The sequence below is a fragment of the Motiliproteus sediminis genome, assembly GCF_017912535.1.
GTDB lineage: Bacteria > Pseudomonadota > Gammaproteobacteria > Pseudomonadales > Balneatricaceae > Motiliproteus > Motiliproteus sediminis.
Genome location: NZ_JAERQK010000002.1, coordinates 87960 through 103244 on the forward strand (window position 1 = coordinate 87960; position 15285 = coordinate 103244).

Below are 15285 nucleotides of genomic sequence, written 5' to 3' on the forward strand. Positions count from 1 at the left end.
CATCCAAATTAGGAGATTATCCTAGCCTCCAGATCGCTCCGCTCCGGTAAAATCGATAGCTTGCCGCAAGGTGAATCGGAGTACACATAGCCATGGATTCTGGCGCCCACCAATACCCAAGCGTGCTGAAGCGCCTGTTACCTCTTTTGCTGCTCTACGCCACCCTGGTCGCGGTCATACTCTTTGTAACTGCCACCGCCGAGGTCGAACGAATCCGTGACGAGTTCGTCAGGGATGCCAAGGAGCTGTTCCGCGAAGCGGATCTTAAAGCAAAAACGTTCGAAATCTGTCTCGAGGGCTTTGCCCAACACCTGCAAACCCACCCAAGCCTTGATTACGACAAAGCCCGTCGCTTCGCTAATACGATTCTTGAACACTATCCGGAGCTCTACATGCTAGAGCTTGCCGAGTATGTACCCGCCTTCGAACGGCAGTCGTTCGAGCGTAAGATGCGCCGCAGGACAGGCGCCGAGTTCGCCATACACCGTTTTGATTACGCCAGCTCCCGCACCGTTTTACCGATAACTGACCGCGACAGCTACTACCCCATCACTTTTATCGCCCCCCACCTGCCGGGGGTTACAGATGTGCTGGGGCTCGATCTGACCAGCACCAGCCCGGTGCATCAACAGGGCCTCTACCGCGCCATACGCAGCGGCAAGCAGGACGCCTCGGAGCTGTTCCATTTTCTCGAAGGCGAGCTTGGCTACCTGCTCTATCGACCCTTCGACGTTGGCGGAAAAGGGGCATCCAGCCCTACACCCTTTATCGCCATCGCCGCCATCCGCCTGATAGATCTCATCACCCCTTCAATAAGAGAGCAGGCCGACTGGACGATCACCATCACCCACCCGGCAAGCGATGGTGGAATAGAGATAGACAACCTGTTGCACCCTCACCAGCCTGAGCGCCTGTCCGCAAGTCTGCTTCCCGCACTCACCCTGCACCACCGGCTCAGCAGCAGTTCCCAGCCCTTGTCCATGAAGGTCCAGTACATGCCCCCCTGGAGCGTACTGAATATCCGGCTCATCAGCACCGTATTACTCTGCATCCTGCTGCTCACCGGCATCTTTATCTACCTAATGCGGCGCAGCGTCATCCAGATGCGCTCGGAGTTGGGCTTTATCCAGGAGGTGATCGGTCAGGCTCACTACGACACACTGACCGGTCTACCCAACATCAACCTGCTGATGGACCGGGTCGAACGCAGCCTGATCCAGTGCCAACGGGAACACAAGCAGGCCGCCATCTGCTACGTGGACTTCGACAACTTTAAAACGATCAACGACACCTTCGGCCACGATACCGGTGACGAGTTGTTGATTCAGGCGAGCCAGCGCCTGTTGAGAGCACTGCGCAGCGGTGACACGGTATCGCGGATTCACGGCGATGAGTTTGTCGTGCTCCTCCCTTCGGTATGCAGCAGTGCCGGCGCCGACTACACGATCAGCAAGCTCAAAGCCGCCTTTGAAACACCGTTTAACCTCAGCGTAGGCCCGGTCAGCGTTAGCCTCAGCGCCGGGGCGGCACTTTATCCTGATGATGGCGACAACGCCGAATCACTGTTCGCCATCGCTGACCGGCGAATGTATCTGGACAAGGCCAACCAGCGCGGCTGAACTCCTCCACGAACGGCAGCGCAACATCTCCTTCAGCATCGCTATAATTACCATTTGTCACTTTTGTCGCCCAGGTCAATACCACTATCAATATCATTAATCCTTTTAAATCAGCATGCTAGGAATATTTCCTATTTTATCACTCCGCACTTGCGCTGACCTTTGTCATAAATACACAATTTAGCCATGGTTAATATTTTCGCTTATGCAACATCAAGGAGACGATGATGAAAAAAGCAATCTGGTGTGCGGCAACCGCGATCGCCCTGTCCAGTCCGGCAGCGATGGCTTTTGAAAGCGGTGACATCGTTCTGCGCGGCGGCCTGACCCATGTCGCGCCAAATGATGATAGTGGCAAGGTTTATACGGAGTTCGGCAGCCTGGGCACTACCCAGCTTGAAGTGGGCGTCAGCAGCGATACCCAATTGGGTATCAACCTGGTTTACTTTTACAGCCCCAAAATCGCGGTTGAATTGCTGGCAGCAACACCCTTCAGCCACGATATCAACCTGCAAAACGACAATCTGTCGCTCGGGAATGGCGCCCTGGGTTCAACCAAGCATCTGCCGCCAACCCTGAGCGTGCTTTACTACTTCGCTCAGGCCGATGCAGCATTGCAACCCTATGTAGGAGTGGGCCTGAACTACACCACCTTCTTTGAAGAGGATTTCGAGGCAAGCCGTAAGTCCCAAGGCTTCAGCGACCTGAAGCTGGATGACTCCTTTGGCCTGGCAGTGCAAATCGGTGCCGACTACATGCTCAACGAACACTGGATGGTGAACGGTTCGATCCGCTACATCGATATCGACACCACGGCCGACTTCAAACTGGGTGGCCAGAATAGCCACGTCGATGTCGATATCGACCCGTTCGTCTCCACCCTGTCGGTGGGTTACAAGTTCTAAGCCTGCCCCGGCAGCTGACCGGCGCGTCGCCCCCTGGGCGAGCGCCGGTTTTTTCACGTGAAGCACAACCAATTGCATTGTGTCACTGCTCCATCTAGCCTATCGAAAACAATAACAAAAGCTTAGAAGGGCCTCTCATGAGTAAAGCACGTACGAGTGACAGCACACTGCTGGAACAAGAGGAGATCGCCATCGAGTCGATGCAGCCCAAAACTGAAGTGGGTAGCATCAGCATCCGCAAACACAGCAAGTTCGAAGAGCGCGGAGACCACCCTGAAGAGGGCAAAGACCGCCGCAAATCGCTACCAAAGCTAAAAAACAGCGAATACCTTGAGCTGATCGCACCACTTCACGTGGAGCTATTGAAGCTGCAGAACTGGGTCAAGGAAAACAACATCAAGGTATGCTGTCTGTTCGAAGGTCGCGACGCTGCTGGCAAGGGTGGCACCATCAAACGGGTTATCGAGCACCTCAACCCTCGCGGCTGTCGGGTCGTTGCATTGGAAAAACCGAGCGAACGCGAACAAACACAATGGTACTTCCAGCGCTATGTCAGCCACCTGCCGGCGGGGGGAGAGATCGTGTTGTTTGACCGCAGTTGGTACAACCGCGCGGGGGTCGAGCGGGTGATGAACTTCGCTACTCAGGCGCAGGTCATCGCTCACCTTCACGCCACACCGGACTTTGAAAAACTGCTGCTCAGTTCCGGCATTCACCTGCTGAAGTTCTGGTTCTCGGTGAGCAAGTCCGAGCAGCAACGCCGGTTTAAAAAACGCGAAACCGATCCGCTGAAGCAATGGAAGCTGAGCCCCATCGACAAAGAGTCCCAAGACAAATGGGACGATTACTCACGCGCGAAGGAGGACATGTTCTTTTACACCTCCATTCCCGAGTCACCCTGGATCATCATCAAGTCAGATGACAAGAAACGTGCACGAATCAACTGTATCCGCTACCTGCTCAGCCAGTTCGAATACAGCGGCAAAGACCACTCCCTGCTTGAACTCGACCGTCGAATCGTAAAAACGGTGCGCGACGAGCTGCCTTAAAACAGCCAGCCGCGATCAGGTCAGACCTTGAACTGTGACAGCGTCTGCTTGAGTGAGCGAGACAACGCCCCCAGCTCATCGGTAGCGGTGCGATTCTGCCTGACAGCCTCGGCCGTGGTATCACCATCGATGCGGATCTGGTCAACGCTGGCATTGACGTCACTGCTAACCTGGGACTGCTCCTCCGCCATCGCCGCGATATCGTTGGTAAGGTCAAACAGACCCTGTACCGACTCGGACACCGCGTGCATCCGTTCGTCAGAGGCTTCTATCGCGGTAATTCCGGACTGCGCCTGAACCGACGCCTTGTCGATCACCGTAACCGCCTCCTTGGAGGCCTGCTGCAGCTCATCGATTCGCGCACGGATATCCGCGGTACTCTCTTGAGTCTTGCTCGCTAACGCTCGCACCTCATCCGCCACCACCGCAAATCCACGCCCCAGGTCGCCGGCGCGCGCGGCTTCGATGGCGGCATTCAGCGCCAGCAGATTGGTCTGGTCGGCAATGGCGGTGATCATGTTAAGCACCTCCTCGATCTTGCCGCTATGCGCCTCGACACTGTTGACCACCGATGCGGCATGCTTAACCTCGTCCACCAGCTCCTGAATACTGCGTTTCACCTCGCTGGAGATAGAGCTGGCTTCACCGCTGGCGGTACGAATCTGATCCACGTGACCGAGGTTTTGCTGGATCCGCTCGGCCACCTGATGAATAGTGGAGACCATCTCACCCATCGCCTGGGAGACTTGGCCGACCTGCTGATGCTGGCGCTGGGCCGCCTCACTGGCCTGCTGAGAAACCTCATCCATAGTGTGAATATGGGCCACCGTATCGTCTGCGGCCTTGTTGGCTGACTGCACTATGCCTTGAGTCTTGGCCACAAACTGATTAACCGCCGCAGCCATATCGGCAATTTCGTCACGACTATCGATGGTTATACGATGGGTCAGGTCGCCATCACCGGCGGCCAGATCTTCCAGCGCCAGAGTTAAAGTGCGGATCTTGGACGTGATGCGCCAGCTCATCACCATCACCAACGCCACCACCAGCAGCAGCGCCATTACAATCTGTCCGCTGGTCAGCCGCCCCATCAGCCCTGCGGATTCGGCGTTAATCACCTGCTGCAGATCTTCACCGGTGGCGCGGTTAACCTCCGCCGCCTGAGCCAGGCTCTGTTGTAGCTCAGCCCCCGCTTGATCAGCCTCTGCGGCGATAATGGCAGCCACCCCCTGGCCGGTTTGCTGGATCAACTGCGCAAAGCGTTGATTCAGCGCGTCGGCTTCCGCAAAGGCCGCCGCTTCGGAAACGCCCAGTACAAAACGGCCGATTACCGCCCCCTTGGGGTTGATCGGCATATCCACCACAAATACCGAGGGGTCGCGCTTGGCCGCATCCACCACCTTATCGAGCGACTTGGCGCCCTGACCGGTTTTGATAAAGGTCTTGACCTGCTCATTGGTACGGTCGAGATACCGGGTCAGCGGACTGCCATCGGCGTCGTAGTAGCCGGCAAAAACCACCTGGGGATCACGATGCAGGTTGCGCACAAACTCTGTCAGGCGGGGTGAATCGCCGTCCCAGATAGCCTCCGGCGCCACCAGCGCCATCATCTGCGCCAGCGCTTCGGCACTGCCGTGCACAGCATCAACCAGTGTCTGGCGCACCTGTTGCTGCTCGCTACCCAAACGCTCCTGGAGCGTCTGTGCCAGCGACCGGCTGACGCCCTCCTCCAGCCGCTGCATCGCTCCACCGACAGTAGCATTGGCCTGTTGCAACTGCTGCGATAGCCGAGCGCCACCTTGCTCACCGCTGGCGACCACATTATCGGCCAGTTGATTAACGCTGGTACGCGCCATCAGCAGCGCCACCCCAACCTGCAACGCGGATATTACCAATACCGCCACGATAACGGGCAGCAGCAGGCGACTTTTAAAATAAGAAGCAAGAGATTTCATGAGTTGTCAGAACCTGTGTAAGTAAAAGAGCATCCGGTTCCTTCCGAGAGCGCTCATAGTAACCAAATCGCACAATCATGAGTTGCGCTATATCAAACACCTTGCACTAAATTATTGAACAAACGTTAAATTCATGAAGCCTTAAAAAAGATAGCTACACTCTGGCTGTGGTGAGCAGATATCAACGGCAATTATCCAAGGTTTAGCTCGCAAGGACTCCGTACCATGACTTTAGGTCAGCTACCCAGTCTTATCGACAGCAACGATCCACCGCCGGTGCGGGTCGAAAACGGTGCCGGCTCAACGCCGCTGCTACTGGTGTGTGATCACGCGTCCAATTACATCCCCCGGCACCTCAATAGCCTCGGTCTCAATCAGGAGGCGCTCCACGATCACATCGCTTGGGATATCGGTGCCGCAGACCTGACCCTGCAACTGGCACTCAGGCTCAACTGCCCGGCGGTGCTGGCCAACTATTCCCGCCTGCTGATCGATGTCAATCGCGACCCGACAGTCGATGACCCTTCGCTCATTCCGGAGCAGAGTGACGGCAGGGTGATACCCGGCAATCAGGCCCTGAGTCGCGCCCAGCGCCAGCAGCGAATTGATCAGCTCCACCAGCCTTACCATCACGAGATCAGCGGCCGCCTGGAAGAGCTCCAGCATCTGGTAGACGCTCCCGCGCTGTTTTCAATTCACACCTTCACCCCGGCACTGAAGGGCTCTTCCGAGCCTCGCCCCTGGCATGCAGGCATGCTGTGGAACCGGGATCCGCGCATTGCCCGCCCGCTGATGCAGCATCTGCGTCAACACGACCACCTGGTGATTGGCGACAACCAGCCCTATTCCGGTCGTGAGATCGCCCACACCATTGATCGTCACGGGCACTTTCGTGGCTTTCCCAACTGCGCCATCGAAATCCGCCAGGACCTGCTGCAAAGCTACGAAGATACCCAACGCTGGGCTGACTGGCTCAGCGAGGCACTGCAGCAAACGCTGCAGCAACCCGACCTGCATCAGGTCAGGGTGTTCGACTGACGCCGGCCGTTACCATCCAGGGAGTGCCACCATGAACCTGTCGACAACAGATTTCACCCTGGGAATAGAAGAGGAGTACCTGCTGGTAGACTTGGAAACCCGGCAGCTGGCAGGCGACCCGCCGGAGGCGCTCTTCCGGGCATGCGCCAAGCGTTTACCCAACATGGTGACCCATGAATTTCTGCGCTCGCAGATTGAGATAGGCACACCGGTCTGCAACAGCGTCAAGGAAGCCCGCGACAGCCTCTTTTCCCTCCGCCACCAGGTGGCCGATGTGGCTCGCCACTTTGGCCTCGGTATCATCGCCGCATCAACCCACCCGTTCGCCTTCTGGAGCGATCAGCAGCACACCCCCCAGGCCCGCTACGACCTGCTGGCAGAAGACCTGCAGGGAGTGGTTCGCCGCCTGGTCACCTGTGGCATGCACGTTCATGTTGGCATCCATGACGACGACCTGCGCATCGATCTGATGAATCAGTGCGTCTATTTTCTGCCCCACCTGCTCGCCCTCAGTACCTCATCGCCCTTTTGGGGCGGTGACGACACCGGTCTCAAGTCCTATCGACTATCGGTCTTCAACGAGTTACCCCGTACCGGTCTGCCCGATCACTTCAGCAGCCATGCGGAGTATCAGCGCCACGTAGATGTTCTGACCGCCACCGGACTGATCAAGGATGCCAGCATGCTGTGGTGGGACCTGCGCCCTTCCTGCCGCTTCCCCACTCTGGAGATGCGGATAACCGACGTCTGTACCCGACTTGATGACGCTATCGCCATCGCGGCGCTGTTTCAAGCCACCCTGCGCATGCTCTACAACCTGCGCAGCCGTAACCAGCGCTGGCGTCAGTACTCCCCCATGCTGGTGCATGAGAACCGCTGGCGCGCCCAGCGTTATGGTACCGAGGCCGGCATGATCGACTTTGGACAGAGCCTGAAAGTCCCGTTCGACGAACTGCTGGAGGAGTGGATTGAACTGCTCGACGAAGCCGCCACAGAACTGGACTGCAAAACCGCTATCAACGCCGCCCGTGCCATCCTTGACCGCGGTACCAGCGCTGATCAGCAGCGTAACCTGTATGCCGCCTCGCGGTCTGAGGGTGCCAGCGCCCAGCAAGCACTCAACGCGGTGGTGGACTGGCTGGTGGAGGAAACCCAAGCCGGCTAGAACCACCGTCCGTGTAAAATAGTTGTAAAACCCGCAAACCCAGCAACCATCGGCACTGCACCGCTGTCAAACCTTGTGAATCGCAATATCCTCCTTATAAGTAGCGGATTTAAAAAAAGAAACGCAGCTACACTGAAACAATACAAGAATCCGGAGAAGCAATACCCCGCAGGGAAGAACATGGGCTGAATTGACGACAAGTTGTCTGTGCAGAAGGTGACTGGCTATGAATATTTTCAGTAACTATAAGACCCGTTACGATGCCACCCTGCAGGAAGAGATGAGCCTGCAGGAGTTCCTCGAACTCTGTAAGCAAGACCCCAGTGTCTATGCCTCGTCGTCCGAGCGAATGCTCCAGGCTATCGGCGAGCCGGAGCTGGTCGATACCGCTCGCGACCCGCGACTCAGCCGCATCTTCTCCAACAAGCTGATCAAACGCTATCCCACCTTCACCGAGTTTTACGGCATGGAGGAGGCGATCGAGCAGATCGTGTCCTATTTCAAGCATGCTGCACAGGGGCTGGAGGAGCGCAAACAGATTCTCTACCTGCTGGGTCCGGTCGGTGGCGGTAAATCCTCGTTGGCGGAGCGCCTGAAGGAGCTGATGCAACGCATCCCCTTCTACGCCATCAAGGGATCCCCGATCAACGAATCGCCGCTGAACCTGTTCAACCCCGCCGAGGACGCAACCATCCTCGAAGAGGAGTACGGCATTCCCAAGCGCTATCTCAAGGGGATCATGTCCCCTTGGGCAGTCAAGCGAATGCACGAATTCAAAGGTGACCTGTCGCAGTTCCGGGTGGTCAAGCTGTTCCCCTCGATTCCCGACCAGATCGCCATTGCCAAAACCGAACCCGGCGACGAAAACAACCAGGATATCTCCAGCCTGGTGGGCAAAGTGGATATCCGCATGCTGGAGGAGTACGCCCAGCACGACCCTGACGCCTACAGTTTCTCTGGCGGCCTGTGCAAAGCCAACCAGGGGGTGTTGGAGTTTGTCGAGATGTTCAAGGCCCCGATCAAGGTACTGCACCCGCTGCTGACCGCCACCCAGGAGGGCAACTACAACAGTACCGAAGGGATGGGCTCGATTCCGTTCGAAGGGATCATTCTGGCGCACTCCAACGAGTCTGAATGGCAGACTTTCAAGAACAACAAGACCAACGAAGCGTTCATCGACCGGGTCTACATCGTCAAGGTGCCCTACTGCACCCGCGTCAGCGAAGAGATCCACATCTACGAAAAGCTTTTGGAAAACAGTTCCCTGCGTGCCGCCCCCTGCGCGCCGGACACCCTCAAAATGCTGGCCCAGTTCACCACCCTGTCGCGCATCATCGATCCGGAAAACTCCAGCATCTACTCCAAGATGCGGGTCTATGACGGCGAAAACCTCAAAGACACCGACCCCAAGGCCAAGTCGCTGCAGGAATACAAGGACAACGCCGGCGTCAACGAGGGAATGGATGGCCTCTCGACCCGCTTCGCGTTCAAGATTCTGTCCAAAGTGTTCAACTTCGATCCGGCCGAGGTCGCCGCCAACCCGGTGCACCTGCTTTATGTGTTGGAAAAAGAGGTCGAACAGCAGCAGTTCCCGCAGGAGACCCAGGAGAAATACATCCGTTATATCAAAGAGTTCCTGGCCCCTAAATATATCGAATCGCTGGGCAAGGAGATTCAGACCGCGTACCTCGAGTCCTATAGCGAGTACGGCCAGAACATCTTCGACCGCTACGTCACCTACGCCGACTTCTGGATCCAGGACCAGGAATATCGCGACCCCGAGACTGGCGATATCCTTGACCGCGCGGCGATTAACGAAGAGCTGGAGAAGATCGAGAAGCCGGCCGGCATCAGCAACCCCAAGGATTTCCGCCACGAGATCGTCAACTTTGTGCTGCGCGCACGAGCCAATAACAACGGCAACAATCCGGCCTGGCTCAGCTACGAAAAGATGCGCTCGGTGATCGAGAAGAAGATGTTCTCCAATACCGAGGATCTGCTGCCGGTGATCTCCTTCAACGCCAAAGCCTCCTCCGACGAGCAGAAGAAACACGCCGAGTTCGTCAAACGGATGATCGAACGCGGCTATACCGAGAAACAGGTACGGTTGCTGTCCGAGTGGTATATCCGGGTCCGCAAGTCCCAGTAACGGGGCTGTCCACTCACCCGGCCGATAGGGAGGTTGCATGAGCTATATCATCGACCGGCGCCTGAACGGAAAGAACAAGAGCTCGGTAAACCGCCAACGCTTTATGCGCCGCTATCGCCAGCACATCAAGCGGGCCGTCGCGGACGCGATTAAACAGCGTTCCATTACCGACCTCGATAGCGGCTCGGAAGTCACCATTCCCAACCGCGACATCTCCGAGCCGCTGTTCCATCACGGTAAGGGAGGTATCAACCACCGGGTATTTCCCGGTAACAAGGAGTTCGTCACCGGCGACCGCATTCCGCGCCCTGAGGGTGGTGGTGGCGGGGGAGGTGGCGGCAAGGCCAGCGACTCTGGCGAGGGCGAAGACGACTTTGTTTTCCAGATAAACCGCGACGAGTTTCTGGAGTTCCTGTTCGAGGATCTCGAACTGCCACACATGGTCAAAAAACAGTTGCAGGACAGCGGCGACTACAAGCTCACCCAAGCCGGCTTCACCAGTCAGGGCAATCCCGAGCGACTCAACATCATCCGCTCCCTGCGCAGCGCCCACGCCCGCCGGATCGCGCTGTCGGGCAGCACTCGCCGCGAGATCCGCATGCTGGAGCAGGAACAGCAAGAGCTGATGGCGCTGGCCGAATTAACCGAGCAGCAGAACCAACGTCTGGGCGAGATCGAACTGCGGCTGATCGAGCTGCGCAGCAAGGTCAGTCGCTTACCCTTTCTCGATACGTTCGATCTGCGCTACAACAACCTGATCCGCACGCCGGTTCCCAGCTCCAAGGCCGTGATGTTCTGCGTGATGGACGTCTCGGGCTCCATGACCCAATCAATCAAGGACACCGCCAAGCGCTTCTTTTTACTGCTCTATCTGTTTTTACAACGCGCTTACAAACGCATTGATGTGGTGTTTATCCGCCATCACACCCAAGCCAAAGAAGTTGATGAAGAAGAGTTCTTCTACAGTCGCGAAACCGGCGGCACCATCGTTTCCAGCGCGGTCGCCTTGACGGGTGAGGTAATTGCCGAACGCTACCCGCCTTCGCAATGGAACATCTACGTTGCCCAGGCATCCGACGGCGATAATTGGGACGGCGATTCAGACGCGTGCCGGCAACTGCTGTTCGAGCGGGTAATGCCCTTCGTGCAGTACTACGCCTACGTCGAGATCACCACCGGCGAACACCAGAACCTGTGGTTCGAATATGAGAAGGTACGCAGTGCTTTCCCGGACAGTTTTGCGATGCAGAAGATCGAGTCGCCCGGCGATATCTACCCGGTCTTTCGCGAGCTGTTCTCGCGCAAGGAGGCATGAGCATGCGATGTATTGGCCTGCCCTTCTTTGCCCTGCTGCTTGTCGGCTGCGCCAGCGAACCGATGATTGTTACTGCGGTGCATTGCAGCGAACCGCGACCGATGGTCTGCACCATGGATTACCAGCCGGTATGCGGCCAGCGTGAGGACAACGTCCGTCAGACCTATGCCAATGGCTGCAGCGCCTGCGGCGACACCGAGGTGTTGGGTTTCGATCAAGGCGCCTGCCCCGAATAACGGGTTTAGGAGTGGTTTATGAGCAAAAGAAAACCTCTGTCAACCGGTTCGGAATGGACCTTCGAGCTGCTGGAAAAGTACGACACCGCAATCGCCAAGGAGGCGGCGCACTTCCAGCTCGACACGTACCCCAATCAGATTGAGGTAATCACCTCCGAGCAGATGATGGATGCCTACTCGTCAGTCGGTATGCCGCTCAATTACAATCACTGGTCATTCGGCAAACAGTTTGTTTCCACCCATCAGAACTACCGCCGTGGCCACATGGGGCTGGCCTACGAAATCGTCATCAATTCCTCCCCCTGCATCGCCTACCTGATGGAGGAAAACACCATGACGATGCAGGCGCTGGTTATCGCCCACGCCTGTTACGGCCACAACTCCTTCTTTAAGGGCAACTACCTGTTCCGCACCTGGACCAATGCCACATCGATTATCGACTACCTGTTGTTCGCCAAGCACTACATCGCCAAGTGCGAAGAGCGTCATGGCATCGACGAAGTGGAAGCGCTGCTGGACTCCTGCCATGCGTTGATGAACTACGGCGTCAATCGGTACAAACGCCCTTCACCGATCAGCACCGAAGAGGAGCAGAAACGCCAGCAAACCCGGTCAGAGATTCTGCAGCAGCAGGTCAACGAACTGTGGAACACGATTCCCAAGCCCCAAACCGAAGAACATGAGCGGGAACAACCGCGCTTCCCGCGCGAGCCAGAGGAAAATCTACTCTATTTTCTGGAGAAAAACGCACCGCTACTGGAGCCCTGGCAGCGCGAGATTATCCGCATCGTACGCAAGGTATCCCAGTACTTCTACCCCCAGAAGCAGACTCAGGTCATGAATGAAGGCTGGGCCTGCTTCTGGCACTATACCCTGCTGCACAGCCTGTACGACAAGGGCCTGGTCACGGACGGATTTATGATGGAGTTTCTGCACTCCCACTCCAGCGTCATCTACCAGCCCCCCTACGACAGCCCCCACTTTTCCGGCATCAACCCCTACACCCTTGGCTACCATATGATGCAGGACCTGCGGCGAATCTGTGAACACCCAAGCGACGAAGATCGGGAGTGGTTCCCGGAGATAGCCGGCAAGGATTGGCTGGAGGTCATGGACGGGGCCATGCGCAACTACAAGGACGAAAGCTTTATCCAGCAGTTTCTGTCACCGAAACTGATGCGTGATCTGCACCTTTTCAGCGTGGTCGACGACGACAGCAAGAACCACCTGTTGGTTGGTGCGATTCACAACGAAAGCGGCTACACCGAGCTGCGCCGGGAACTGGCGGAACAGTACAACCTCGGCACCCGCGAACCAAACATACAGGTCTACAACGTCAATGTCCGTGGCGATCGCGCGCTGACTTTACGTCACTTCCAGCACAACAGTCGCCCGCTGGGCGACAGTACCGACGAAATGCTCAAGCATGTTCGTCGGCTATGGGGCTTCGATGTTCACCTCGAATCGGTTCGTCATGATGAGGTGATAAAAACCTGGCACTGCCCGCCCAAGGAGGAAACCCCGAGTGCGGCCTGATCGGCTGCGCTCACACTACTAACGCTTATAGTCACCATTCCCTGAAGCGATAAGACACCGCCAGCCGCGGTGGATAAAGTATCGATATTCCTTCTTATCGATCCACTCGGGAGTAATGCCGATGAACATCCTCACCAGCCCAGCTGCAGCACACCTTCACGTACCGCCTACCCTGCGCGAGTTAGAACCGGAATCACTGCCGGAACAGCCAAGTCGGCAGCCGACGGGAAGAGCGCAAACGGCAGCACCTGCATCACCCGACGGAAGCACCTCGAAACAGGAGTTATGGAACTTCGCCCTGCAGTTGAACCATCAACGCCATCAGCAGCGGCTGCTGGATACCTACGCCAGTGCATCGGGCATCGAGACCGGCACTAGCCAGCTTAGCGGCACCCTAACCGCCGCTCTTCTGCAGCAGAGCCAGCAACCCACTGTGCCCCTTCCGCTGCCAGCCGCCCGGTTGCAGCAGCGGACCGAGCTGGCACTCGGTAGCGAACGCCAAAGTCATTTTCTGGCCACAGCCTGAACTCCGACGCGCCCTTACGGCGACTTTAGGGCGCGCGCGGCAGCAATCAGATCAAAAGATGGTCGTAGCCATAGAGCAGAGCGAACAGGGTCAATACGGAAAAAACCGTCGATAACAGAATCACCGACGAGGTGCGCTGCACATAGACACCGTATTGCTGCGCCATCACGAAACTACCCGCCCCGGTCGGTGTCGCGGCCATCACCACCGCCACCGCCGCCCATAACGGTGACATGTCGAACACCGACACAGCCAGCCACCAGGTTACCGCCGGCTGGACCAGCAATTTGATCACCAGCGCCACGCTCACCTCCCCCAAGCCGCTGGATACCGGCTTGCCCACCAGAAACAGTCCGATGGCAAACAGCGCACAGGGGCCCGCCGCCGCCCCCAATAGTTCGCAGAACTTGTCCAGCGCCGGAGGCAGGGGCCAACCTGCCAGCGCCCAAAGAATGCCGGCAACAGGCGCCACCAACATGGGGTTTTTGGCCAGCGCCAGGACGACATCCTTAACCAGCTCGGCCGCGCCGGAGGCACGATTGAGGGAAAGCTCCACCAACACCGTTGCAACCCCCACCACCAGCGCCGAGTTGACCACCACCGTGATAATGGTGGGCACGGTCGCGGCGCTACCAAAAGCGGCCAGCGCCAACGGAATCCCGAGAAATCCGGTATTGCCGTAAATAACGTTCATGCCGTTCAGCGCGCCTTCGGCCAGGGTATTGCGGAAAAACCAGCAACCGATGGCAATACCCAACACCATGGTGAGCGCCTGCCCGCCAACATAGGCACCAATAAAGTCCCAGTTAAGTAACTGCTCAATATCTACCGCTGCCATGGCGCGGAACAACAACGCCGGCAGCGCCACCCAGTAAACGAACTTGTTCAGCCCCTCGCCGGCCCCCTCTCCCAGCAAACGCCTTCGGCCACAGAGGTAGCCCGCCAGAATAATCGCGAATACGGGAAACACCACATTAAGCAAAATCGTCATCTGCGCACGCCCCTCTCAACGCTCGCCGACGCGCGATTCCAGCGCTGCACAGAGGCTGTGCAGGAAGCGAACGTCCTCGGCCGTAGCGCCGGCGACACGTTCCAGTGCCCACTGTTGCAGTTTGGAATCGGCGTCGTAATTAAGGCTATCCAGTTGTGCGGCCAGCCGTTGTTTCAGCGCCTCCCGCTGGGCGTTCGCGTTTTTAGCTGGCTTGATATGTCGAGTCTCCGCTTCCACCCCCGAGAGCGCATAGGCATAAAGCATCACTGCCTGCCCCAGATTAAGAGAGGGATAGCTCACAGCCAGAGGGATAGAGGTTAACAGCTCGCAAGACTCCAGCTCCCGGTTCGATAGCCCGCGGTCTTCGCGCCCAAATACCAGCGCCACTGACGCTGCTCCCGCCTGCGGCAATTTCGCGGCCAACTGCTCGGGGGTATAGAGCTGGCGGTGACCGCTGCGCAGCTTGGCACTGGTGCCCACCACCAAGGCGCAGTCGGCCACCGCCGCATCCAGGCTGGAAAAGGTCTCAATGCGATCGATGATATCCCCGGCACCATGAGCCAGCCAGCGCGCGGGCGGCTGCCGATGGGCATCAGAGCTGACCACGCGCATCTTGGAAAAGCCCATGGTTTTCAATGCTCGTGCCGCGGCACCGACGTTCTCAGGCACTTGGGGTTCAACAAGAACAAAGATAATCTGCATGCTGCCTCCGCGTAAGCCGCGCACTATAGCACCAAAGCCTTCCCCCCAATATGCCGCGGCCCCTTTTTGCCCTGTTCAGCGCAGCGCCAAGCGAGTAGC

The 15285-nt window shown here is 57.5% G+C and carries 13 protein-coding genes; 10 read left to right on the forward strand and 3 right to left on the reverse strand.

What is annotated here, in order from left to right; translation table 11 throughout:
- Nucleotides 1-92: 92 nt before the first annotated feature.
- The 3 genes from JJQ76_RS04800 to ppk2 all read left to right on the forward strand — a co-directional run bounded on the left by JJQ76_RS04800 (nt 93) and on the right by ppk2 (nt 3573).
- Complete coding sequence (locus JJQ76_RS04800; RefSeq protein WP_210395588.1) at nt 93-1619, forward strand: GGDEF domain-containing protein; 1527 nt, start codon at nt 93-95, stop codon at nt 1617-1619.
- Between the two features lie 227 nt (nt 1620-1846).
- Complete coding sequence (locus JJQ76_RS04805; protein ID WP_246480288.1) at nt 1847-2524, forward strand: OmpW/AlkL family protein; 678 nt, start codon at nt 1847-1849, stop codon at nt 2522-2524.
- A gap of 137 nt (nt 2525-2661) precedes the next feature.
- Nucleotides 2662-3573: a polyphosphate kinase 2 gene (gene ppk2 / locus JJQ76_RS04810; RefSeq protein ID WP_246480297.1), complete on the forward strand. Its 912-nt coding sequence runs from the start codon at nt 2662-2664 to the stop codon at nt 3571-3573.
- 20 nt (nt 3574-3593) lie between these two features.
- Here the strand turns inward: ppk2 and JJQ76_RS04815 are convergent, their stop codons facing one another.
- Complete coding sequence (locus tag JJQ76_RS04815; RefSeq protein ID WP_210395590.1) at nt 3594-5528, reverse strand: methyl-accepting chemotaxis protein; 1935 nt, start codon at nt 5526-5528, stop codon at nt 3594-3596.
- Between the two features lie 225 nt (nt 5529-5753).
- Here JJQ76_RS04815 and JJQ76_RS04820 point away from each other — a divergent pair, with 225 nt between their 5' ends.
- From JJQ76_RS04820 to JJQ76_RS04850, 7 genes are all read left to right on the forward strand, one after another.
- Nucleotides 5754-6566 carry an N-formylglutamate amidohydrolase gene (locus JJQ76_RS04820; protein ID WP_210395591.1) on the forward strand — a complete coding sequence of 271 codons (813 nt, stop codon included), beginning with the start codon at nt 5754-5756 and terminating at the stop codon, nt 6564-6566.
- 31 nt (nt 6567-6597) lie between these two features.
- Entirely contained in the window at nt 6598-7731 is a 1134-nt protein-coding gene (locus tag JJQ76_RS04825; RefSeq protein ID WP_210395592.1) for a carboxylate-amine ligase, read from the forward strand.
- 226 nt (nt 7732-7957) lie between these two features.
- Entirely contained in the window at nt 7958-9880 is a 1923-nt protein-coding gene (locus tag JJQ76_RS04830; RefSeq protein WP_210395593.1) for a PrkA family serine protein kinase, read from the forward strand.
- 37 nt (nt 9881-9917) lie between these two features.
- Complete coding sequence (locus JJQ76_RS04835; RefSeq protein WP_210395594.1) at nt 9918-11195, forward strand: YeaH/YhbH family protein; 1278 nt, start codon at nt 9918-9920, stop codon at nt 11193-11195.
- Nucleotides 11196-11197: 2 nt separating this feature from the next.
- A complete protein-coding gene (locus JJQ76_RS04840) occupies nt 11198-11431 on the forward strand; it encodes a Kazal-type serine protease inhibitor family protein (RefSeq protein ID WP_210395595.1) in 234 nt (77 codons plus the stop codon).
- Nucleotides 11432-11449: 18 nt separating this feature from the next.
- The gene (locus JJQ76_RS04845; RefSeq protein WP_210395596.1) at nt 11450-12967 is read left to right on the forward strand and encodes a SpoVR family protein; all 1518 of its coding nucleotides are present in this window, start codon (nt 11450-11452) and stop codon (nt 12965-12967) included.
- Nucleotides 12968-13088: 121 nt separating this feature from the next.
- Nucleotides 13089-13493 carry a hypothetical protein gene (locus JJQ76_RS04850; protein ID WP_210395597.1) on the forward strand — a complete coding sequence of 135 codons (405 nt, stop codon included), beginning with the start codon at nt 13089-13091 and terminating at the stop codon, nt 13491-13493.
- A 46-nt stretch (nt 13494-13539) separates the two neighbouring features.
- On the opposite strand, the gene JJQ76_RS04855 is transcribed toward JJQ76_RS04850, so the two are convergent.
- Nucleotides 13540-14484 carry an AEC family transporter gene (locus JJQ76_RS04855; protein ID WP_210395598.1) on the reverse strand — a complete coding sequence of 315 codons (945 nt, stop codon included), beginning with the start codon at nt 14482-14484 and terminating at the stop codon, nt 13540-13542.
- Between the two features lie 15 nt (nt 14485-14499).
- Complete coding sequence (locus tag JJQ76_RS04860; protein ID WP_210395599.1) at nt 14500-15186, reverse strand: tRNA/rRNA methyltransferase; 687 nt, start codon at nt 15184-15186, stop codon at nt 14500-14502.
- Nucleotides 15187-15285 lie beyond the last annotated feature (99 nt).